The 21,269-nt window shown below is 64.6% G+C and carries 16 protein-coding genes, 1 tRNA gene and 1 riboswitch; of the genes, 10 read left to right on the top strand and 7 right to left on the bottom strand.

Features of this window, described 5'->3' with window-relative positions:
- The first annotated feature begins 91 nt into the window (after window positions 1-91).
- On the top strand, window positions 92-1,810 hold the full coding sequence (locus AC5V87_RS01220) for a heparinase II/III family protein (RefSeq protein WP_495372021.1): 1,719 nt from the start codon (window positions 92-94) through the stop codon (window positions 1,808-1,810).
- 59 nt (window positions 1,811-1,869) lie between these two features.
- A riboswitch (ZMP/ZTP riboswitch) is annotated at window positions 1,870-1,951 on the top strand.
- 24 nt (window positions 1,952-1,975) lie between these two features.
- Window positions 1,976-3,568, top strand: coding sequence for a bifunctional phosphoribosylaminoimidazolecarboxamide formyltransferase/IMP cyclohydrolase (purH, locus tag AC5V87_RS01215; protein WP_495369752.1), 1,593 nt, complete (start codon window positions 1,976-1,978; stop codon window positions 3,566-3,568).
- A gap of 108 nt (window positions 3,569-3,676) precedes the next feature.
- Here the strand turns inward: purH and AC5V87_RS01210 are convergent, their stop codons facing one another.
- Window positions 3,677-5,062, bottom strand: a complete 1,386-nt coding sequence (locus AC5V87_RS01210) for an MFS transporter (RefSeq protein WP_495369751.1) — start codon at window positions 5,060-5,062, stop codon at window positions 3,677-3,679.
- A gap of 103 nt (window positions 5,063-5,165) precedes the next feature.
- Here AC5V87_RS01210 and ggt point away from each other — a divergent pair, with 103 nt between their 5' ends.
- Together ggt and AC5V87_RS01200 are read left to right on the top strand one after the other, a co-directional pair.
- Entirely contained in the window at window positions 5,166-6,914 is a 1,749-nt protein-coding gene (ggt, locus tag AC5V87_RS01205; RefSeq protein WP_495369750.1) for a gamma-glutamyltransferase, read from the top strand.
- 95 nt (window positions 6,915-7,009) lie between these two features.
- A complete protein-coding gene (locus AC5V87_RS01200) occupies window positions 7,010-8,305 on the top strand; it encodes an MFS transporter (protein WP_495369749.1) in 1,296 nt (431 codons plus the stop codon).
- Between the two features lie 119 nt (window positions 8,306-8,424).
- Here AC5V87_RS01200 and AC5V87_RS01195 read toward each other — a convergent pair whose 3' ends face one another.
- On the bottom strand, window positions 8,425-9,090 hold the full coding sequence (locus AC5V87_RS01195; RefSeq protein ID WP_495369748.1) for a glutathione S-transferase family protein: 666 nt from the start codon (window positions 9,088-9,090) through the stop codon (window positions 8,425-8,427).
- Between the two features lie 153 nt (window positions 9,091-9,243).
- Here AC5V87_RS01195 and AC5V87_RS01190 point away from each other — a divergent pair, with 153 nt between their 5' ends.
- The 4 genes from AC5V87_RS01190 (at window position 9,244) to panE (ending at window position 13,013) form a co-directional block, all read left to right on the top strand.
- Window positions 9,244-9,840, top strand: coding sequence for a DUF2239 family protein (locus tag AC5V87_RS01190; RefSeq protein WP_456841776.1), 597 nt, complete (start codon window positions 9,244-9,246; stop codon window positions 9,838-9,840).
- Window positions 9,841-9,928: 88 nt separating this feature from the next.
- Window positions 9,929-11,278 carry an MATE family efflux transporter gene (locus tag AC5V87_RS01185; protein WP_495369747.1) on the top strand — a complete coding sequence of 450 codons (1,350 nt, stop codon included), beginning with the start codon at window positions 9,929-9,931 and terminating at the stop codon, window positions 11,276-11,278.
- Window positions 11,279-11,368: 90 nt separating this feature from the next.
- A complete protein-coding gene (locus AC5V87_RS01180) occupies window positions 11,369-11,977 on the top strand; it encodes a 2-hydroxychromene-2-carboxylate isomerase (protein WP_456841774.1) in 609 nt (202 codons plus the stop codon).
- Between the two features lie 112 nt (window positions 11,978-12,089).
- Window positions 12,090-13,013 carry a 2-dehydropantoate 2-reductase gene (gene panE / locus AC5V87_RS01175; protein WP_456841773.1) on the top strand — a complete coding sequence of 308 codons (924 nt, stop codon included), beginning with the start codon at window positions 12,090-12,092 and terminating at the stop codon, window positions 13,011-13,013.
- Between the two features lie 74 nt (window positions 13,014-13,087).
- On the opposite strand, the gene AC5V87_RS01170 is transcribed toward panE, so the two are convergent.
- From AC5V87_RS01170 to AC5V87_RS01155, 4 genes are all read right to left on the bottom strand, one after another.
- Complete coding sequence (locus AC5V87_RS01170) at window positions 13,088-13,681, bottom strand: c-type cytochrome (RefSeq protein ID WP_495369746.1); 594 nt, start codon at window positions 13,679-13,681, stop codon at window positions 13,088-13,090.
- 193 nt (window positions 13,682-13,874) lie between these two features.
- Window positions 13,875-15,149, bottom strand: a complete 1,275-nt coding sequence (locus AC5V87_RS01165; RefSeq protein ID WP_495369745.1) for a PQQ-dependent sugar dehydrogenase — start codon at window positions 15,147-15,149, stop codon at window positions 13,875-13,877.
- A 372-nt stretch (window positions 15,150-15,521) separates the two neighbouring features.
- Window positions 15,522-16,505 (bottom strand): NAD-dependent epimerase/dehydratase family protein, encoded by a 984-nt coding sequence (locus tag AC5V87_RS01160; RefSeq protein ID WP_495369744.1) that lies wholly within the window; start codon window positions 16,503-16,505, stop codon window positions 15,522-15,524.
- Window positions 16,506-16,581: 76 nt separating this feature from the next.
- Window positions 16,582-16,656, bottom strand: a tRNA-Gly gene (locus AC5V87_RS01155).
- 275 nt (window positions 16,657-16,931) lie between these two features.
- Here AC5V87_RS01155 and trxA point away from each other — a divergent pair.
- Both trxA and AC5V87_RS01145 read left to right on the top strand, forming a co-directional pair.
- Entirely contained in the window at window positions 16,932-17,855 is a 924-nt protein-coding gene (trxA, locus tag AC5V87_RS01150) for a thioredoxin (RefSeq protein WP_456841769.1), read from the top strand.
- A gap of 106 nt (window positions 17,856-17,961) precedes the next feature.
- Window positions 17,962-18,639 (top strand): LON peptidase substrate-binding domain-containing protein, encoded by a 678-nt coding sequence (locus AC5V87_RS01145; protein WP_456841768.1) that lies wholly within the window; start codon window positions 17,962-17,964, stop codon window positions 18,637-18,639.
- Between the two features lie 12 nt (window positions 18,640-18,651).
- Here AC5V87_RS01145 and AC5V87_RS01140 read toward each other — a convergent pair whose 3' ends face one another.
- Complete coding sequence (locus tag AC5V87_RS01140; protein WP_495369743.1) at window positions 18,652-21,153, bottom strand: EAL domain-containing protein; 2,502 nt, start codon at window positions 21,151-21,153, stop codon at window positions 18,652-18,654.
- Window positions 21,154-21,269: the final 116 nt, after the last annotated feature.

The raw sequence follows: 21,269 nt of genomic DNA, 5'->3' as shown, positions 1-21,269 counted from the left end.
ATTTTGGGATTAATAAGGATTCGTCGGAATCCTCTCCCCTCCAAGGCAAGGCGTGTCGGTCGCTCAACGCAGACGTATCTCGACGCTGGTGATGAACCGCTTCGCGCGGAACATGCTCGCGCGCGCGAGCGGCGGTTCTGTTGCGCTGTCGCGGGTCTGGCCCGCACGCACCGACCGGCTCATCATCGCGCCGCATGATCTGCGTACCGCGGATGCGACCCGCGCTGCGGAGATCTATGCCGGCCGCTTTGTCTTCGCCGGCAAGATCGTCAATTGCCACGGCCGCTCGATCTTCGATCTCGAGCCGCCATCGGAGGATTGGGAGGTCGCCCTGCTCGGCTTCGGCTGGCTGCGCCACTTACGCGCCGCCGACACCGCGCTGACGCGGGCCAATGCACGGGCGCTGGTCGAGGACTGGATCGCCAACCCCGCCAACAAGCGCCGGCCGGTCGCGCGGCGCGCCGACGTGCTGGCACGGCGCGTGATCTCGCTATTGTCGCAGGCGCCGCTGGTGCTGGGCGACACCGACAACAAATTCTATCGCCGCTATTTGCGCGCGCTCGCGCGCGAGATCCGCTTGCTGCGCTACACCATGGTCGACATCCCCGACGGGGTGCCGAAGCTCCAGGTGCTGATCGCGCTGTGCTACACGGCGCTGTGCCTCGCCAACCAGGCGCGCCGCATCCGCAGCGCGTCGAAGAAGCTCTCCGATGAGTTGCAGCGGCAGATCCTGCCCGACGGCGGCCACATCTCGCGCAACCCGGGTGCGCTGATCGAATTGCTGATCGACCTGTTGCCGCTCCGGCAGACCTTTGCCGCGCGCAACATCGCGCCGCCGCCGGCGCTGCTCAATGCCATCGACCGCATGATGCCGATGCTGCGTTTCTTCCGACACGGCGACGGAAATTTCGCGCTGTTCAACGGCATGAGCGCGACGCCCTCGGACCTGCTCGCGACACTGCTCGCCTATGACGACACCCACGGCGCGCCGATGGCGAACATGCCGCATACCGGTTTCCAGCGGCTCGATGTCGGCCAGACGACGCTGATCATCGACACCGGTCCGCCGCCGCCAGCCGGCATCAGTCACGACGCCCATGCCGGCTGCCTGTCGTTCGAACTATCCTCCGGCATCAGCCGCATCGTCACCAATTGCGGCATGCCGACCACGGGCCGTGACAATTGGCGGCCGTTCGCGCGCGGCACCGCGGCGCATTCGACGCTGACCTATCACGACACCTCGTCCTGCCAGTTCGTCGAGATGTCGGCGATGAAGCGGCTGCTGCACGGCTCCCCCGTCACCAGCGGGCCGGTCGAGGTCGAGAGCTATCGCGAGGTGGTGCAGAACGGAACGATGCTGACGACCTCGCATGACGGCTATCTCTCAAAATTCGGTGCGATCCATCGCCGTGTGCTGATGATCACCAATGACGGCGCGCGCATCGACGGCGAGGACACGCTGTCGCCACCGCAGGGCGGGCGCTTCAAGGGCGCGGATGCCGATTTCGCGCTGCGCTTCCACCTGCATCCGGCCGTGAAGGCGAGCCGGCTGTCGGATGCCCGCGGCGTCATGCTGGTGCTGCCGAACCGCGATGTCTGGACCTTTGAAGCGCTCGACGACAAGGTTGACCTTGAGGACAGCGTGTTCCTGGCCGGCAATGACGGGCCGCGCCGCACCGCCCAGATCGTGATCCGCCAGGACGCGCGGCAGGCGGCCTCGATCCGCTGGAGCTTTGTGCGTTCGACCGCTTCGCCGGCGGTCACCAATGCGCGCCGCAACGCCCGTCGCGAGCCGGAACTTCCGCTGTAGACAGGCGCGATCCGCCCCTATCTACCCGTTGAGACGGGCGCCGAAAGCTGCTATCGAGCCCTCGCTCGCGCGACTGGCGACCTTGGATGGAGCACCATCGGGAAGCGCGGGACACATCCGCCGCGCGCCTGGGCATAGACACTCCCTGAACAGAGGATCTTGCTCATGACTGACCATCCCCGCCGCGTCACCCGCGCTCTTCTCTCCGTTTCCGACAAGGCCGGCCTGATCGAGTTCGCCAGGGCGCTTGCCGCGCATGATGTCGAGCTGGTCTCGACCGGCGGCACCGCGAAAGCTATCGCCGCGGCCGGCCTCAAGGTGAAGGACGTCTCCGACCTCACCGGCTTCCCCGAGATGATGGATGGCCGCGTCAAGACGCTGCACCCGAAGGTGCATGGCGGCCTGCTTGCGATCCGCGACAACAAGGAGCACGCGGAGGCGATGAAGGCGCACGGCATCGCGCCGATCGACCTTCTCGTCGTCAATCTCTATCCGTTCGAGGCGACCGTCGACAAAGGCGCCGGCTTCGAGGATTGCATCGAGAACATCGACATCGGCGGACCCGCGATGATCCGCGCCGCCGCGAAGAACCACGACGACGTCGCCGTCGTGGTCGAGGCAGAAGATTACAAGGCCGTGCTCGACGAGCTCGCTGCCAACAACGGCGCGACGACGCTGAAGCTGCGCCGGCGGCTGGCCGCGAAGGCCTTTGCGCGCACCGCGGCCTATGACGCCGCGATCTCGAACTGGTTCAACCGACAGCTCGAGATCGAAGCGCCCGATTTCCGCGCCTTTGGCGGCCGGCTGATCCAGTCGCTGCGCTACGGCGAGAACCCGCACCAGACCGCGGCGTTCTACGCGACGCCGGACAAGCGCCCGGGCGTTTCCACCGCGCGACAGCTCCAGGGCAAGGAGCTCTCCTACAACAACATCAACGACACCGATGCGGCTTATGAATGCATCGGCGAATTCGACGCCAAGCGCACCGCAGCCTGTGTCATCGTCAAGCACGCCAACCCCTGCGGCGTCGCGGAAGGCACGAACCTCGTTGACGCCTATCGCAAGGCATTGGCCTGCGATTCCACCTCGGCTTTCGGCGGCATCATCGCGATGAACCGCGCGCTCGATGTCGACACCGCGCGCGAGATCACGAAGATTTTCACCGAGGTGATCATCGCGCCTGACGCGACCGAGGAGGCCATCGCCATCATCGGTATGAAGAAGAACCTGCGCCTGCTGCTCGCCGGCAGCATTCCCGATCCCCGCGCGCCCGGTCTCACAGCCAAGACGGTCGCCGGTGGCCTGCTCGTGCAGAGCCGCGACAATGCCGTGGTCGACGACATGACCTTCAAGGTCGTGACCAAGCGTGCGCCGACCGATGCCGAGATGCGCGATCTCAAATTTGCTTTCCGAGTCGCAAAGCACGTCAAATCCAACACCATCATCTATGCCAAGGATCTCGCCACCGTCGGCATCGGCGCCGGCCAGATGAGCCGCGTCGATTCAGCCCGGATCGCGGCGCGGAAGGCGGAGGATGCGGCGAACGAGCTGAAGCTTGCCGAGCCGCTGACCAAGGGCTCGGTGGTGGCGTCGGATGCGTTCTTCCCCTTCGCCGACGGCATGCTCGCCTGCATTGAGGCCGGCGCCACCGCCGTGGTGCAGCCCGGCGGCTCCATGCGCGATGACGAGGTGATCAAGGCCGCCGACGAGCACGGCATCGCCATGGTGTTCACGGGCACGCGGCATTTCAGGCATTGAAATTGCTGTCATTCGGGGGCGCGCGTAGCGCGAACCCGGAATCTTGCTCGACAATCTCGGGATTCCGGGTTCATCGCTCGGCGATGCCCCGGAATGACAGTGCGGATGCTAATCCCGCACCCGCATCAACAGCCCCAGCCCCGTAACGAAAAACACCACCAGCACGGCCATGCCGGCCTTCTGGCTCGCGGTCGCGGCCGTGATCATGCCGATCAGCAGCGGGCCGATGAAGGACGTCACCTTTCCGGTCAGCGCGAACAGGCCGAAATATTGCGCGATGCGGTCCTTTGGCGCGAGGTGGATCAGCAGCGTGCGCGAGGCCGCCTGAAGCGGGCCGCCGGCGGCACCGATCAGACTACCCAGCACGAGATAGGCGCGCTCGGCCGCGCTCGAGAACAGGGGCGCGCCTGCTTGCGGCGGCGCGACCTTGACGAACAGCACACTGTCCTTGTCGACCAGAAGGATCGCCGCCACCGCCAGCAGCAGGATCAGCAGGCTGCCGGCGATCACACGCTTCGGTCCGAGACGGTCGTCGAGCTTGCCGCCAAGCCACGCGCCGAACGTGCCGGCAATCGCCAGCATGATGCCGAACGTGCCGATCTGGATCGTGTGCCAGCCGAACGTGCCTGCGGCATAGATGCCGCCGAACGCAAACAACGACACCAGGCCGTCGGTGTAGATCATGTTGGCTAGCAGGAAGGCCGCGAGCGATTTCTGCTGCGGCAGGCTCTTGATCGACTGCTTGAGCTCCAGCAATCCTTCGCGCAGCGCCGCGCCCAACGGCCGCTTCGCCGGATAGTCCGGCGTGAACAGGAACATCGGCGTCACGAAGACGATGAACCATATTCCGGTGAGCGGTCCCGCGGCGCGGTCGCCCTGGTGGCTGGCGGGATCGAGCCCGAACAGCGGCTTAAAGCCGAGCAGCGTCCGTCCGGTCTCGGGATTCGCCGCGAGGAAACCGAGCACAATGATCAGGCTGACGATGCCGCCGATGTAACCCGTGGCCCAGCCGGTGCCTGAGAGCCGGCCGATCCGATCCGGCGGCACCAGGCTCGGCATCATCGCATTGTTGAAGACGGTGGCGAATTCCGCGCCGACGCTGGCGAGCGCGACCGCGGTGAGCAGCGGCGGAATGACCGAGGGATCACCGGGCCTGCCGATCCACAGCGTGCAGGAGGCCAGCACCAGCACGGCACCGAACCCCGCGATCCAAGGCTTCCTGCGGCCGGACGCGTCGGCGATTGCGCCGAGCACCGGCGACAGCAGCGCGATCGCAAGACCCGCGCTGGCCATCGCAAAGCCCCACAGCGATTGCCCCGTGGCCGCATCTGGCGCAACGCTGGTGGCGAAATAGGGCGCGAACACGAAGGTCGTGATCAGCGTGAAATAAGGCTGCGCGGCCCAATCGAAGAAGATCCAGCTGACGACGGCGGCGCGCGGCGGATAGGTCCGCTGCACGCCGGCCATGCGCACATCCTGGGCGATCGTCGTCATCACGCAGTCCTCATCACGAACAGTTTTGCCTCACCGGGCGCAAACCGTATAGCATTACCATGACATGTGTGAACTGGCCCGAAGCCACTGCGGAAATTTGATCATGTCGTCACCTTCGACACGGCGGATGTTTTTCGCCTTCATGGCCGCTCTGGCGTTTGGTCTTGCGTCTGCGACCGCACAGGATGCGCGGCGGACCTATGTCCCGCCAGCACTCGACGGCGTCCATGCCGTTTCCGCCGAGCGCGGCATGGTGGTGACACAGGAGAAGATCTCTGCGCATGTCGGCGCCGATATCCTGGGACGCGGCGGCAATGCGATCGATGCCGCGATCGCCACCGGCTTTGCGATGGCAGTGACCTATCCTCGCGCCGGCAATATCGGCGGTGGCGGCTTCATGGTGATCCATTCGGCCGAGCGCAACGAAGACATCACGATCGATTATCGCGAGACGGCACCGGCAGCGACCACGCCGCAGATCTTCCTCGGTCCGGACGGCAAGCCCGATCCGGCGAAGTCGCGAGATTCCGCGCTCGGCGTCGGCGTACCCGGCACGGTGGCGGGCCTGGCTCTGGCATTGGATAAATACGGCTCCGGCCAGTTCACGCTGGCGCAGCTGCTCGAACCTGCGATTGCGCTTGCCCGCGACGGCTTCATCGTCAGCGACGACATCGCCGACAGCCTACCCGCCTGGCACGGGCGGCTCGCGCGCTGGCCTGCTTCGGCCAGGATCTTTTCGCGGCCCGATGGGACCTCGCTCAGTGAAGGCGACCGGCTGGTGCAGAGCGATCTCGCCGAAACGCTGTCGGCCGTGGCCGCTCAAGGCCCGCGCGGCTTCTATGAAGGACCGGTCGCGGACAAGATCGCCAAAGCCGTGACCGATGCCGGCGGCATCATGACGTCGGCCGACCTGAAAATCTATCAGCCAGTGATCCGCGCACCCGTGCGCGGCACCTATCGCGGCTACGATATCGTCTCGATGCCGCTGCCGTCCTCAGGCGGCGTGGTGCTGGTGGAGACGCTCAACATCCTCGAAGGCTTTCAGCTCGCCGATCTGAAGCAGGGCTCGCCGGCATCGCTGCATCTCTTGATCGAAGCCATGAAGCGTGCCTATGCCGATCGCGCGCGCTATCTCGGCGATCCCGCCTTCGTCAGCGCGCCGATCGAGACCCTCACCGCGAAGGACTATGCAGCCAAGCTGCGCGCGGGCATTTCCGCCCAACGCGCCACGCCATCGAAAGCGCTCGTGTCCGCCGCCGCCCCGCCGCGGGAGGGCAGCAACACCACGCATTTTTCCGTCGTCGACGCCCGCGGCAACGCCGTCAGCAACACCTACACGCTCAACTTCAGCTATGGGGTCGGCCTCGTTGCCGAGGGCACCGGCGTGCTGCTCAACAACGAGCTTGACGATTTCACCGCGGCGATCGGGGCGTCCAATGCCTACGGCCTCGTCGGCTTCGAGGCCAATCTGCCCGGGCCCGGCAAACGGCCGCTGTCCTCGATGTCGCCGACCATCGTGCTGAAGGACGGCAAGCCGGTGCTGGTGACGGGCTCGCCCGGCGGCAGCCGCATCATCTCGACCGTGCTCCAGGTGATCGTGAACGTTCTCGACTACAAGACGGATGTTGCGGCCGCCGTCGCCGCGCCGCGGCTGCATCACCAATGGCTACCGGATGAGGTCCGCGTCGAGAGCGGCTTTCCCGAGAAGGTGCTGTCCGAGTTGAAAGCGATGGACCACGTCATCGTCGAGCCGATGGGGCAGACCTCGGCCAACTCGATTCTCGTGACCGCCAACGGACCGCTCGGCGCGCCCGATCCGCGCACCCGAGGCGCAGAGGCAGCAGGGCAGTAACTCTGCCCTGCATGGCGCGAAGCCCCTGCTCCGGCTTGCGCAAGCTGCCGCGCGTGCTACCACCGTCCGGCCAAAGACACTGCCGGGAAACGCACATGACGATCGCCGATCCGAACCAGCGTATCGAACGCGCCGAGATCGAGGATACCAGCCTTCTCGCCTTCTACCGCGACATGAACGTCGCCGAACGCCGGACCTTCTGGGCTTGCGCGGCGGGCTGGGCGCTCGACGGCATGGATTTCATGATCTACCCGCTGGTGATCGGCACCATCATCGCGCTGTGGAAGGTCGATGCGGGCTCGGCCGGTCTTGCCGGCACGGTGACGCTGCTGGCCTCCGCCATCGGCGGCTGGCTCGGCGGCTATCTCTCCGATCACATCGGCCGGGTCAGGACGCTCCAGATCACGATCATCTGGTTCTCGTTCTTCTCGCTGGTCTGCGCGGTCGTGCAGAATTTCGGCCAGCTCCTGATCGCGCGCGCCGTGCTCGGCCTCGGCTTCGGTGGCGAATGGGCCGCCGGCGCGGTGCTGATGGGCGAGGCGATCCGGCCGCAATATCGCGGACGCGCGGTCGGCTCCGTGCAGTCGGGCTGGGCAGTGGGCTGGGGCCTTGCGGTGCTGTCGCAGGCGATCCTGTTCTCGCTGATGCCGGCGGAGACGGCGTGGCGCTGGATGTTCGTGATCGGCGCGCTGCCGGCGCTGCTGGTGTTCTATATCCGCCGCTCCGTCACCGAGCCGGAGATCGCGGCGGAGGCGCGCGCCAGGCAGGCGGCGAGCGGCGACCGGCCGGCGCTCTGGGAAATCTTCTCAGGTCCCATCCTGAAGACCACGATCCTGGCGTCGCTGATGGCGACGGGCTGCCAGGGCGGCTACTACGCCATCACTTTCTGGGTGCCGCAGTTCCTGACCAAGGAGCGTCATCTGTCGATCGTCGGCTCGACCGGCTATCTCTCGACGCTGATCATCGGCTCCTTCATCGGCTATCTCACCGGCGCCTGGCTCGCCGACCGGATCGGGCGGCGCAATCTGTTCCTGATCTTCTCGATCGGCGCGATAGCCGTGGTGCTGCTCTACACGCAGCTGCCGCTCACCAACGAGATCCTCTGGGTGCTCGGCTTCCCGCTGGGCTTCTTCGCCTCGGGCTATTTCTCGGGGATCGGCGCGTTCCTGACCGAGCTCTATCCGACGCGGCTGCGCGGCTCCGGCCAGGGCTTCTGTTACAATTTTGGCCGCGGCATCGGCGCGCTATTCCCGTTCCTCGTCGGTGCACTGTCGGCAACGACGTCGCTTGCGAATGCCATCGCGATCTTCGCGGTGGTGGCTTACGCGGTGTTCTTCATTGCGGCGTTTGCGCTGCCCGAGACACGCGGGCGCGTGCTGCACGCGGATTGACTAGCACCGTCATCCCGGGGCGGTGCGCAGCACTGAACTATCGTGCGCAATTGCGCACCTTGAGGATCTCGAGATTCCGGGTTCACGCTTCGCGTGCCCCGGAATGACGGAGAAGGTCGCTACCGCCCCACCTGATACGGTCCGCCCTTCTCCAGTGCACGCGCATAGGCCGGCCGCGCGTGGATACGCTCCAGAAACGCCATCGCCTTCGGATGACCCTGCTCCAGCCCGCCGCGCGCTTGCGCAGCTTCGAGCGGGAAGCTCATCTGGATATCGGCCGCGGTGAATTCGTTGCCGGCGAACCACTCGCTCTTGCCAAGCTCGGTTTCCCAGTAGTCCATGTGCTGCTTGAGCTGCGGATTGACCAACGCAGTGAGCGCCTGGTTCGAGACCTTGCGCACCAGCGGGCGCAGCAGTGCGGGCGCGCGCTTCGGCATCAGCGTGAACAGCAGCTTCAACAGCAGCGGCGACATCGCGGATCCCTCCGCGTAGTGCAGCCAATAGGTGAAGCGCAGCCGCTCGGGCGTGTTCGGCGGCGGGATCAGCCGGCCGTTGCCGTAGGTCGCGACGATATATTCGATGATCGCGCCAGACTCCGCGATGGTGTTGCCGTTGTCGGTGATGACGGGCGACTTGCCGAGCGGATGGATCGCGCGCAGTTCCTTCGGCGCGCGCATGTCCGGCTGGCGCTGATAGCGCACGATCTCGTAGGGCACGCCCAACTCCTCGAGCAGCCACAGCACGCGCTGCGAGCGGGAATTGTTGAGGTGGTGAACGGTCAGCATCGGTGGAGTCCCCAGGCTAGGCGTGGTCAATCGGCCGCGCCGTTCGTGCCAGCCCGGGAACACAATGTCGAGCCATCGGTAATGGATATTTTCACCCGGGTATATTGACGGGTCTAATTTACCCGGGTATTAAGCCGCCAACGCTGCTCAAATATGGCAATGATTCCAATGCAGAAGATTTTCACCGCATTCCAGGGTCCGCGCCGCCTGGCGTCCGGGCCGGCCGGAGAGGTCGCGCTGGTCGTCAAGCGCGTGGCGCCGCGGCCGGACGAGCCCATCATCATCTTCGAGGACGCCACGGGCCGATCGATCGATTTCGATCTGCGCGGCGGAGATCGCGAGGTACTGGCGCGGTTGGCCAAGCTCCTCCCATCGGCGGTCGAGGAGACTGCAGCACCGAGCGAGCCGCGCGGGCGCGGCCGGCCGAAACTCGGCGTGGTCGCGCGCGAGGTGACACTGCTGCCACGGCACTGGGAGTGGCTCAACGCGCAACCGGGCGGCGCGTCGGTCGCGCTGCGCAAGCTCGTCGACGAGGCGCGGCGTGCCAGCGGCGATAAGGATCGCGAGCGGCAGGCGCGCGATGCGGCCTATCACTTCATGTCGACCATGGCGGGCAACCTGCCGCAGTTCGAGGAAGCTTCGCGCGCATTGTTCGCGGATGACCGGCGGCGCTTCACCGGGCTGATCGCGGACTGGCCGACCGACATCCGCGACCACGTCGTCAAGCTCGCCTACAGCGACCGCGCTTAAGGCGCGGCGTTCCTCACAACCCCATCGACGGCCGAGCCGCGCATTGCGCGCGGTGACGGCTTCGTGCGCTCTGTTGAAAGGCCTATCCATGTCTGCCGCCAAACCGCTCTGGACCACATTCCTCCGCTTTCTCGCCCCGTTGATGCTGAGCAACGCGCTGCAATCGCTGTTCGGCACCGTCAGCAACGTCTTTCTCGGGCAGATGATCGGCGTCGACGCGCTCGCCGCGGTGTCGGCGCTCTTTCCGGTCATGTTCTTTTTGTTCGCCTTCGTTATGGGGCTGAGCACCGGCGCCACCGTTCTGATCGGTCAGGCGTTTGGCGCGGGCGAATACAACAAAATCAGAAGCGTTGTCGGCACGACGCTGGCGGTCGGCCCCCTGCTCGCGATTTCCGTCGCATTGATCGGCGGGACCTTGAGCCGGCAATTGATGATGGCCCTCGCGACGCCCGCGGACATCCTCGACCAGGCCAGCGCCTATGCGCGCGTCATGCTGCTGACGATGCCGCTCGGTTTCGTATTCCTACTGACGACGGCAATGATCCGCGGTGTCGGCGATGCGCTCACGCCGCTGCTGGCGCTGGCATTGTCGACTGCGATCGGCCTGATTCTGACGCCGATGCTGATCCGTGGCTCAGTCGGACTGCCCGCCGCTGGCATCACCAGCCCGGCATGGGCGGCTGCGATCGCCAACGCGCTGACGCTGCTCGCGCTGGTCATCTATCTGCTGCGGACGAGACATGCCCTTGCGCCTGATGCTGCACTGCTGCGTCATCTCCGGCTCAATCGCGCCGTGCTCGGAAGGATCCTCGGCATCGGACTGCCGAGCGCCATCGGCATGGTGGTGATGGCAATCGCCGAACTGGTGCTGCTCGGCCTCGTCAATGGCTTTGGGTCCGACGCTACCGCGGCCTACGGCGCCGTCAACCAGGTGATGGGCTATACGCAGTTCACGGCGATGTCGATTTCGATCGCGGTGTCGATTCTGGGCGCGCAGGCGATCGGCCGCGGCGACAGCGCTGGGCTCCACGGCATCGTACGCACCGGGCTCGCGTTCAACGTTGTGCTGACCGGCGGGCTGGTGGCGCTGGTCTATCTCGTGCCGCGCGCCGTGCTCGGCCTCTTCATCACCGACGGCGCCGTGCTCGATCTGGCGAAAGGACTGCTGTACGTCGCCCTGTGGAGCTCGGTGCCGTTCGGCCTTGCGACCACATTTACCGGCGCGATGCGCGCCGCCGGCGTGGCGCTGACGCCGATGCTGCTGTCGATCTTCGCCATCGTCGCGATCGAGCTGCCGTCCGCGGTGATCCTGAGCCGCACCATCGGCTTTGCGGGCGTGTGGGCGGCCTATCCGATCGTGTTCTGCGCCATGCTCGTCTTGCAGACGGGCTATTACCTCCTGGTCTGGCGCCGGCGCGCGGTCCGGCGTCCGGTCTGATCATCAAAGTATTACGACCATCATTAAACGGTGGACCCGTGGCGCGGGCTGCGCCACAATGGGCAAAAAGCGACACCAGGGAGAACGATCTTGACCCGCACAGCCCCGCAATTCCTGTTCGATTTCGGCAGCCCGAACGCCTATCTCAGCCATCTCGCGATCCCCGCGATCGAACAGCGCATCGGCGTCAAGTTCGAATATGTGCCGATCCTGCTCGGCGGCATCTTCAAATCGACCAACAACAAGTCGCCGGCCGAGACGCTCGCCGGCATCAAGAACAAGCGCGAGTTCCAGCAGATCGAGACCGAGCGCTTCATCAAGCGGTTCAAGGTCCAGCCCTACGTCTTCAATCCGCATTTCCCTGTCAACACGCTGAACCTGATGCGCGCGGCCATCGCCGCGCAGCTCGAAGGCGTGTTCGAGACATATGTCGAGGCCGCCTTCCACCACATGTGGCGCGAGCCAAAGAAGATGGACGATCCGCAAGTCGCGGCGAAAGCGCTGGCGTCCTCCGGTCTCGATGCGCAAAAGCTGTTCGCTCGCGCCCAGGAACCGGAAGTGAAGGGCAAGCTGATCAGGAACACCGAGGAGGCGGTTGCCCGCGGCGCTTTCGGGTCGCCGACCTTCTTCGTCGGCAACGAGATGTTCTTCGGCAAGGAACAGTTGCGCGAGGTCGAGGAGATGGTGCTCGAGAAGTAGCCCCCTCATTCTCCGGCGACAGAATGTGATCGCGGCAGCATCCTGGATTGCTTCGCTTCGCTGGCAATGACGACTATAGATGAACCGCCAATAGCAACAAAAGGAATATCCCATGCGCATTCTCGTGGTCGGCGCCGGCGCTATCGGCGGCTATTTTGGTGGCAGGCTGTTGCAGGCCGGTCGCGACGTCACCTTCCTGGTCCGCCCGCGCCGCGCCAGCGAGCTCGCGAGCGCCGGCCTCGTCATCAAGAGCCCGAATGGCGATGTGACCCTGAAGAATCCGCCGACCGTGCAGGCCGACACGCTCAAAGAGAAATTCGATGTCGTGCTCTTGAGCTGCAAGGCGTTCGACCTCGACGACGCCATGAAGTCGTTCGCGCCCGCGGTCGGTCCGAACACATCGATCATCCCGATGCTGAACGGCATGAAGCATCTCGATATCCTCGACGAGAGGTTTGGCAAGGAGCGCGTGCTCGGCGGGCTCTGCGCCATCGCCGCGACGCTGAACGAGAAGCGCGAGGTGGTGCAGCTCCAGCCGATGCAGTCGCTCAACTACGGCGAACGCGACGGCAAACTGTCGGATCGCGTCAAGGCGATCGACGAGGTCTTCAAGAGCGGCATCAATGGCGCCGCCGCCAGCCAGAACATCATGCAGGATATGTGGGAGAAGTGGGTGTTCCTGTCCTCGCTTGCAGCTTCCACCAGCCTGATGCGCACCTCCGTCGGCAACATCCTCGCCGCGCCCGGCGGCCGCGACTTCTTGCTGGGCATGCTGGATGAGACCAGCGCGATCGCGACTGCGTCAGGCTATACGCCAGGCGGCCCGTTTTTCGAGCGCGTGAAGGGGAATCTGACGACCGAGGGCTCGCCGATGACTGCCTCAATGTTCCGCGACATCCAGGCGGGCCTGCCAGTCGAAGCCGATCACGTGATCGGCGATCTCATCGCGCGCGCCGATGCCGCCAAGGTGCCGGTGCCGAAGCTGCGCATCGCGTATACGCATCTCAAAGCATATGAGAGGCAGCGGGCGAGCTAACCACGGCACTGTCGTCCCGGGTTAGCGCTCTGCGCGCTCCGGACGACGAGCTGTGGTGATGGCTACACCGAGCCTTACTTGAAATACGCGAGATAGTGCGAGACCGCGGTAATCTCCTCGTCGCTCATGTGATAGGCGACATCGGCCATCGCGGCGACGCCGCCGCCGACGCGCGCGCCCGCTTTGTAGTCGTGCAGCGCCTTGACCAGATATTCCTCGCGCTGGCCCGCGAGCCGCGCCACCGCCTTGGTGCCAGCAAAGCTATCGGTGTGGCATGAGGCGCAGCGGCGGCCGGCGGCCACTTGCGCGCCCTTCTTCGACAGATCGGGATCAGTGTCCTTCGCTGCCTTCGGCGGCGTCATTTGCGAGAAATAGGCGCCAAAATTGCGGATGTCCTCGTTGGCGATCTCCTCCACGATCGGCTGCATCTGGTCGTTCTTGCGCGAGCCGGCGCGGAAGAATACGAGCTGCCACTGGATGAATTGGTCGGGCTGGCCGGCCAGCGAGGGGATATTCTCCGTCTGCGAAATGCCGTTCTCGCCATGGCAGCCGGAGCAGGCCGCGGCCTTATCCTTGATCGCGGCGTTGTCGGCGGCGCTTGCTGGAACGAATGCAAGCGTTACGAGCGCAACCGCGCGGATTGCGTGCGAGATGAACTGCCGGCGCATGGGTGGGATTCCGATCTATCGAGGTCGTCATTCCGGGGCGCGCCGCTTGGCGCGAGCCCGGAATCCATAACCACGAATCGGGGTTAGGGGTTCCGGACTTGCGCGCGAGCGGCGCGCAATCCGGAACGACAGCATTGGACGATGAAATGGAAAAGCCGCGGCCGTCACCGGCCGCAGCGTTCGTTCGTGCCGGCTACTTCTTGCTGTAGCTGATGCGATAGATCGCGCCGGCCCAGTCGTCGGCGACGAGGATCGAGCCGTCCTTGGCAAGGATGATGTCATCGGGACGGCCGAGATAGCCCTGGTCGCCCTCGATCCAGCCGGAGGCGAACACCTCCTGCTTGGCGTTCTTGCCGTCGGGCCCGACGATCACGCGCACGATGCGGCCGCCTTGGTACTTGTGGCGATTCCAGGAGCCGTGCTCGGCGATCAGGATGTTGTTCTTGTATTCGGCGGGGAATTGATCGCCGGTGTAGAACTTCATGCCGAGCGGGGCGACATGCGCACCGAGATTCAGCACGGGCGGCGTGAACTCGGAGCATTTGTGGCCCATCGCGAACTTCGGATCGGGCAGGTCGCCCTGGTGGCAATAGGGATAGCCGAAATGCTCGCCGATCTTGTTGATCATGTTCAGCTTGTCGCTCGGCAGGTCATCGCTGATCCAGTCGCGCGCGTTCTCGGTGAACCAGTACTTGCCGGTGCGCGGATCGACGTCGCCGCCGACCGAGTTGCGAACGCCGAGCGCCCAGATTTCCGCATTGCCGGTCTTGGGATCGACGCGGCGGATCTGCGACACGCTGGTCGGGGGAATGCCGACATTGAAGGGCGGTCCGAACGGTATGAAGAACCAGCCTTCCTTGTCGACGGCGATGTACTTCCAGCCATGCGCGGCATAGGACGGCATGTCGTCATAGACGACCTTGCCCTCGCCGGGATTGTCGAGCTTGTTCTCGATATCGTCATAGCGGATCAGCTTGTCGACGGCGATGACGTAGAGCGCGCCGTCCCTGACGGCGAGCCCCGTGGGCATGTTCAGCCCCTTGAGGATGGTCTTGACCTCTTTCTTGCCGTTGTTGTCCTTGATGGCATAGACGTTGCCGAGGCCGAACGAGCCGACGAACAGCGTGCCCTTGTCACCCCAGGCCATCTGCCGCGCGGCCAGCACGCCGGAGGCATAGACCTCCATCTTGAAGCCCGGCGGCAGCTTGACCTTCTTGACGATGTTGGCGAGCTCGGCGTCGGAGGCGCCAGTCGGCGCACCCGAAGGCGGCGCGAGGCCCTTCTGCGCCTCGGTCTCGTCGCCCAAGAACCAGTCATCCGGTGGATGGGTCCAGAATTCCTTGGTGCCGGATTCGTATTTCTTCAGCGCCCGATTCTTGTCCTCCTGTTGCGCATTGCCGACGCTGGTCCCCGCAAGAAGGGCTACGGCTGCAAGCGCCAACACGGATCGATGGAACATCGATGTCATCGCGTCACTCCCCTAAGGCAGCCGTCAAGGACGCGCTTTATTTTGTTATGGCTAGTCGAGAGACGAAGTTTGGGATCCGCCGAGCGGCAGACGCAAAAAGGTTAGCACATCTGCCAGCGGTGAGAAGCGAGTCGGGTACGCTGCAGTTACGCTCAGTAAAAATTGAGACGGAATGTCAATCAACGCGCCCCCGCACTGTCGCTGCAAGCGGAATCAAGATCGCGCGCGACCTGGTCTGCAGACAGCACGAGGGGCATCAAACCAAACTGCGAAACAACCCCATGCACAGTAGAACGGCTCGGGCCGACTTTGCTCGCGGCGACGCCGAGCAGACACTTGATGCATCGAGCAAAATGACGAACGCGGCGCTCATCAGGCGACGGGGTAGGGCCCGTCGTCGAAAGCCGCATCATGATATCCCTTCGAACCGACTACGCGCGCTAACGCGCTGCGGAAATCGCGGCCATCGCGAAGGCTGCGCAGCACATGGGCAAAGTCGAATTCCGGCCGCCAGCCGAGCTCGCGCCGCGCGCGCTCATTGACATAGACGCGGTCGATCCGCGGAAACAGCCGCCAGCCGCGCGCGGCATAGAGCTGCTCGCAGTCGGGATAGAGCGCGCGCACGACAGCGGCCGCGTCGCGCGCCAGCGCCGCGAGATGGTGCTGTGCGAACGGGCTCGTGGCCGAGACGATGTAGCGGCCAAAGCCGATCTTCGGCGCGCGCTCGACGGCCAGCAGATGCGCGCTCACCGCGTCCGCTATATCCACGCGGCGATAGAGCAGCTCATTGGCCTGTGCGTTGTCCAGCGGGTAAGCAGAGCGCATCGCGGGATCGTCATCGTCCTCCGGAAAGAAGCGCGAGGTCCGCAAGATGACGACCGGCAGACCGCGCTCGCGAAAGAACAGCTCGCAGAGGGTCTCGGCCATCAGCTTGGTCGTGCCGTAAATGTTTTTTGGCACCGGCGGCAGGTCCTCGGTGACCCACACCGCCGCCTGGCCGGCTTCGGGGCGAAGCTGCGAGCCGAACGCGCTGGTGGTGCTGGTGAAGACGAGGCTGCGCACGCCGGCGGCAGCCGCTGCCTTGAGCAGGTTGAGCGTCCCGGTGACGTTGGTGTCGACGAAATCCTGCTTGCTGTGGGTCGCCACATGCGGCTTGTGCAGCGTCGCGGTGTGGATCACGGCGGTGACGCCGTCGATCTGCTCCCGCACGAAGTCGGGATCGACGATCGAGCCGACCGCGTCGGTGAAGGGCGAAGCCTTGAGGTCGATTCCACGTGCCGAGGAACCGCGCCCGCGAAGCGTGCTGAGAATCGCCTCCCCGAGGTGACCCGCGCTGCCCGTAACCAAAACTGTCATGTGAGACCCAATACAGCCACCCGCGGCATGGAAAACCGCGTCCCGACCCGGTTTGGCTGGATGCTCTGGGAAAAATTGGAGCGGGCGAAGGGGCTCGAACCCTCGACCCCGACCTTGGCAAGGTCGTGCTCTACCACTGAGCTACACCCGCATCCTGTTTCGGTCGCATGACGCGCCGGCAACGGCTGTCGTATGCCAAAAGCGGGAGGGGAATGCAACAGCTACCCGCGGTATAGATTGGTATCTTTGAGGCCCCAAATGGAGCCGAACGCGCGGCAAATCGACCAAAATGCCCTGGAACCGCCGAATTGCCCGTGATGGATTGAAATTCGGCCGTCCCGGCCCAATTTTAGCGCCGACACCACAGCATAAGAATTGGCGACGTGCTAAAGAGCCGCCATTCCAGACATCAGACGAGGGAATCCCGTGACGATCATCGACCAGGGTAACGGAGCGGCGAGCCCGGCTGCGGCCGATCTGATCAAAGACACCACCACCCAGACCTTCGTGAAGGACGTCATCGAGGAATCGAAGCGCCAGCCGGTGCTGATCGACTTCTGGGCGGAGTGGTGCGGCCCCTGCAAGCAACTCACCCCCGTGCTGGAAAAGGCGGTCAAGGCGGCCAAGGGCAAGGTCAAGCTGGTCAAGATGAACATCGACCAGCACCCGGCGATCCCGGGCCAGATGGGCATCCAGTCGATCCCGGCCGTGATCGCCTTCGTCAACGGCCAGCCTGCCGACGGCTTCATGGGCGCCGTGCCGGAAAGCCAGGTGAACGCCTTCATCGAGAGGCTGACCAAGGGCATGACCGCGCCGGGCGAGGTCAACGTCGCCGAGATCGTACAGGAGGCCGAAGCGGTGCTGGCCGAGGGCGATGCCACGGCGGCCGCGCAGATCTATGCCGAGGCGCTCCAGCATGATTCGACCAACATCGCGGCCCTTGCCGGCCTCGCGAAGTGCTATGCCGTGTCAGGCGCGATGGAGCAGGCCAAGCAGACGCTGGCCATGGTGCCGGAATCCAAGCGCAACGACCCCGCGGTGAAGGCCGTGCAGACCACGATCGATCTCGCCGAGCAGGCGGAGCAGCTTGGTCCGGTCGCCGAGCTGGAACAGAAAGTCGCCGCAAATCCGCTCGATCATCAGGCACGATTCGACCTTGCCACCGCGCTCAACGCGCAAGGCAACCGCACTGCGGCCACCGAGCAGCTGCTCGAAATCGTCAAGCGCGACCGCAAGTGGAACGATGACGGCGCCCGCAAGCAGCTGGTGCAGTTTTTCGAGGCTTGGGGCGGCACGGATGATGCAACCGTCGAGGGGCGCAAGCGTTTGTCGACGATCCTGTTCTCGTAAGGAAAGAGCGCGACTATTGTTTGAGCATGATCTGAGCGGAAAACCGCTACACGCTTTGCGCTAGCGCGGCCCTGCGGGTCCGCATCCATGCTCTAGCGGGGACCAGATGCCGATCAACATCGAATATCGCGGGCCCGCCGACCTTCCGGAGATCATTCCGGTGTTCCCGCTGCCTGGCGCGCTGTTGCTGCCACGCGGCCAGATGCCGCTCAACATCTTCGAGCCGCGCTATCTCGCGATGGTCGACGATGCGTTCCGCGACGGTCATCGCCTGATCGGCATGATCCAGCCCGACGTGGCGCATTCGCCGAAAAATTCGGACAAGCCGGCGCTGTTCCGCGTCGGCTGCGTCGGCCGAATCACCCAGCTCGCCGAATCCGGCGACGGCCGCTACATCCTCGAGCTCACCGGCGTCTCGCGCTTCAAGGTGGTCGAGGAGCTGGAGGTGCTGACCGCCTACCGCCAATGCAAGGTGGATTTCTTCGCCTTCGTCGACGATTTCACCGCGCGCATGGGCGAGGACGAGGTCGATCGCGAGGCGCTGCTGTCCGTGCTGGCGGACTTCTTGAAGGCCAATAATCTCAAGGTCGACTGGGAAGGCGTCGAAAGCGCGCCCAACGAGGCGCTGGTCAACGCGCTGGCGATGATGTCGCCCTACGGTCCCGCGGAGAAGCAGGCCATGCTTGAGGCGCCGGACCTCAAGACCCGCGCCGAGATCCTGATCGCGGTGACCGAGATGGACCTCGCCAAGAAGCGCACCAGCGGCGATCCGCCGTTGCAGTGAAGGTCTGACGGCTCACGCGGCGCGGATGGCTGCCCTCGTGCCGCGCCTCAACATGTTCGCGATGTCGGATGCGCGCATCGGCCGGCTGAAATGGTAGCCTTGCGTTTCGCCACACCCCTCTTCACGGAGGATGTCCAGCTGCTCGTTGGTTTCGACGCCTTCGGCGGTGGTCGTCTTGCCGAGGCTGACTGCGAAGCGAACGACTGCGCGCGCGAGATGGCGCGCGTCTGGCCTTGCGCTAGAGAGTTCGTTGACGAAGCTGCGGTCGACCTTGACCTTGTCGAACGGGAATCTTTGCAGAAAGCTCAGCGATGAATAGCCGGTGCCGAAATCGTCCAGTGCGATGCGCACGCCGAGGTCGCGTAGCTGGCCGAGCGCTTCGAACACGGCTTCGCTGTCATGCATGATCACCGTCTCGGTCACCTCGAGCTCGAGCCGGTGTGGCGCAACCTGCGAACTCGCCAGTGCACCGACGATGACCGGGACAAGCTCCTTGCTCCTGAATTGAGCGGGAGACAGGTTGATCGCGATCCTGAGATGGGCGGGCCATTTGGCGGCTTCCGCACAGGCGTTTCTCAAGATCCATTCGCCGAGCGGCACGATCAGACCGGTCTCCTCCGCGAGCGGAATGAATTCGCCGGGCATGACCAGACCTCGTCGCCGGTGGTGCCAGCGCAGCAAGGCTTCGAAGCCGCGGATCTCGCCGGTCGCGGTATCGACGAACGGCTGGTAGTGCAGTTCGAATTCACCGGCGGCAAGTGCATCCCGCATGTCGCGCTCGAGGTTGCGTCGAGCATGCATGAGCTCGTCGAGTTTCGGCTCGAAGAAACGGAATGCACCGCGCCCACCGCTCTTGGCCGAGTAGAGCGCCAGATCCGCGCTCTTCATGAGCATGTCGGAGTCGTTGCCATCGCGCGGCGCGATGGCAATGCCGATGCTGGTACCAACTAGGACCCGGTGATCGCCGAGATCGAAGGGCTCGCAAAGCGCCTTTCTGATGGTCTCGGCGAGGGTGGCGGCCTCGACGGCCGGGTTTGTCACATAGTCGATCACGGCGAACTCGTCGCCGCCCAGCCGAGCGATCAACGCGGTTTCATTGGTGCACTCGCGCAAACGCGCAGCCACGGCGCGTAACAGGGAATCACCCGCGGGATGTCCCAGCGTGTCGTTGACTTCCTTGAAGCGGTCGAGATCGAGCATGAGCACCGCCAGATCGAGGCCACCATTGCGCGTCACTGCGAGTGCATGCTCCATCCGATCCCTGAGCAGCACGCGATTTGGCAAATCGGTCAACGCATCGTGTTGCGCCATATGAGCGATCTTGGCCTCGGACCGGCGTTGCTCGGTCACGTCGAGATGCGTAGCCACCCACCCGCCGCCGGCCATTGGCTGGCGCGTCACGCAGATCAACCGACCATCCGCGAACTCGTCGATTCTGCTCGATACTGCGTCGAACGGCAACGCGGCCAATTTCGAGAGGAATTGCGCGGCAGCGCCCTCGCTGGTGTCGCTCCGGAGGATGCCGGTCACGACGCGGTGCCTGATGATGTCGGCGTGCGGGGTCCCCGTTCTCAGCAGTTCCGGCGGCAACTGATAGAGTCGGGCATAGCGCTCGTTGCAGACGACGAGCCGCTTCTCCGCATCGAACATGCAGAGAGCCTCGACCATGTTGTTGATGGCCGTGTCCAGCCTGAGTTTCTGGTCCTGGATTTCCTGTTGCGACTGTTCCACCTGCTGCCTGGCCAGCGAAAGCTCACTGATGATCTGCTCGAACCTGCTGGTCCTGGTCGCAAGGCGGCGATCCGCCAGCACGCCGACGAGGCTCATCCCGAGGACCGACAGGGCCACACCTGCAATTGCCACGGCGAGGAAGGTCGGAGACAGCGACAATGTATGGTTTGCCGGTGTCAGGTCTGGGACGATCTCAACGGCCCCCATCGCCGTGAAATGATGCGACACGATGGCGAGCGTCAGCAACAGCGCCGCGGCGAAGGTACCCCACTTGTCCTTGCGGCCGAGGGCAACCGCGAGCGCAGCATAGCCCAGGGCCATGCCCAGGACGATCGAGATGAACACCAGCCCCGGCGACCAGGTCACACGACCCGGCACCTCGAGGGCCCACATGCCGATATAGTGCATGCTTGCAATGCCGGCGCCGATGATGCCGCCACCGGCTGCCGCGCGCCAGCGGCCCGAATTGTTGACGGCAACGCCGAAGCCGCCCGACGTCAGGATCATTGCCGCAGCGAGCGACAGCGCCGTCAGAACAAGGCCGTAACCGGTCGGGACGCCGGGCTCGTAGGCGAGCATTGCGACAAAATGCGTTGCCCAGATTCCGTAGCCGATGGCGGCGCCGGCGATCGCAATCCAGATCAGCCGCGCCCAGGCTCGCGAGGCGATCGCGCGATGAAAGATGCTGACGGCGACAATGCTTGCGGCGAAGCAGACCAGGCCGGCGAGCATGACAAGCCGCCAGTCATGCTCCACCGTGAGGCAGGCAAAAACGCGGAACATTCAAAATCGCTCCCTCGTCAATACAATCGAGGATTGATCCGATCGGGCTTGCTCCAGGTTAATTTCCAGCAACGAACAGTTGCATGCCTATCACGAGGTAAACGTCGCTCGGCAAA

The sequence above is a fragment of the Bradyrhizobium sp. SOJA106 genome, assembly GCF_059448745.1.
This window is presented reverse-complemented; position numbering and strand designations above follow the sequence as displayed.

What these genes read in the sequence shown, in the direction of transcription:
- AC5V87_RS01220 (WP_495372021.1), top strand. Translation starts at nt 92, where the DNA reads ATGAACCGCTTCGCGCGGAACATGCTCGCGCGCGCGAGCGGCGGTTCT.
- purH (WP_495369752.1), top strand. Translation starts at nt 1,976, where the DNA reads ATGACTGACCATCCCCGCCGCGTCACCCGCGCTCTTCTCTCCGTTTCC.
- AC5V87_RS01210 (WP_495369751.1), bottom strand. Translation starts at nt 5,062, where the DNA reads ATGACGACGATCGCCCAGGATGTGCGCATGGCCGGCGTGCAGCGGACC.
- ggt (WP_495369750.1), top strand. Translation starts at nt 5,166, where the DNA reads ATGTCGTCACCTTCGACACGGCGGATGTTTTTCGCCTTCATGGCCGCT.
- AC5V87_RS01200 (WP_495369749.1), top strand. Translation starts at nt 7,010, where the DNA reads ATGACGATCGCCGATCCGAACCAGCGTATCGAACGCGCCGAGATCGAG.
- AC5V87_RS01195 (WP_495369748.1), bottom strand. Translation starts at nt 9,090, where the DNA reads ATGCTGACCGTTCACCACCTCAACAATTCCCGCTCGCAGCGCGTGCTG.
- AC5V87_RS01190 (WP_456841776.1), top strand. Translation starts at nt 9,244, where the DNA reads ATGGCAATGATTCCAATGCAGAAGATTTTCACCGCATTCCAGGGTCCG.
- AC5V87_RS01185 (WP_495369747.1), top strand. Translation starts at nt 9,929, where the DNA reads ATGTCTGCCGCCAAACCGCTCTGGACCACATTCCTCCGCTTTCTCGCC.
- panE (WP_456841773.1), top strand. Translation starts at nt 12,090, where the DNA reads ATGCGCATTCTCGTGGTCGGCGCCGGCGCTATCGGCGGCTATTTTGGT.
- AC5V87_RS01170 (WP_495369746.1), bottom strand. Translation starts at nt 13,681, where the DNA reads ATGCGCCGGCAGTTCATCTCGCACGCAATCCGCGCGGTTGCGCTCGTA.
- AC5V87_RS01165 (WP_495369745.1), bottom strand. Translation starts at nt 15,149, where the DNA reads ATGACATCGATGTTCCATCGATCCGTGTTGGCGCTTGCAGCCGTAGCC.
- AC5V87_RS01160 (WP_495369744.1), bottom strand. Translation starts at nt 16,505, where the DNA reads ATGACAGTTTTGGTTACGGGCAGCGCGGGTCACCTCGGGGAGGCGATT.
- AC5V87_RS01145 (WP_456841768.1), top strand. Translation starts at nt 17,962, where the DNA reads ATGCCGATCAACATCGAATATCGCGGGCCCGCCGACCTTCCGGAGATC.
- AC5V87_RS01140 (WP_495369743.1), bottom strand. Translation starts at nt 21,153, where the DNA reads ATGTTCCGCGTTTTTGCCTGCCTCACGGTGGAGCATGACTGGCGGCTT.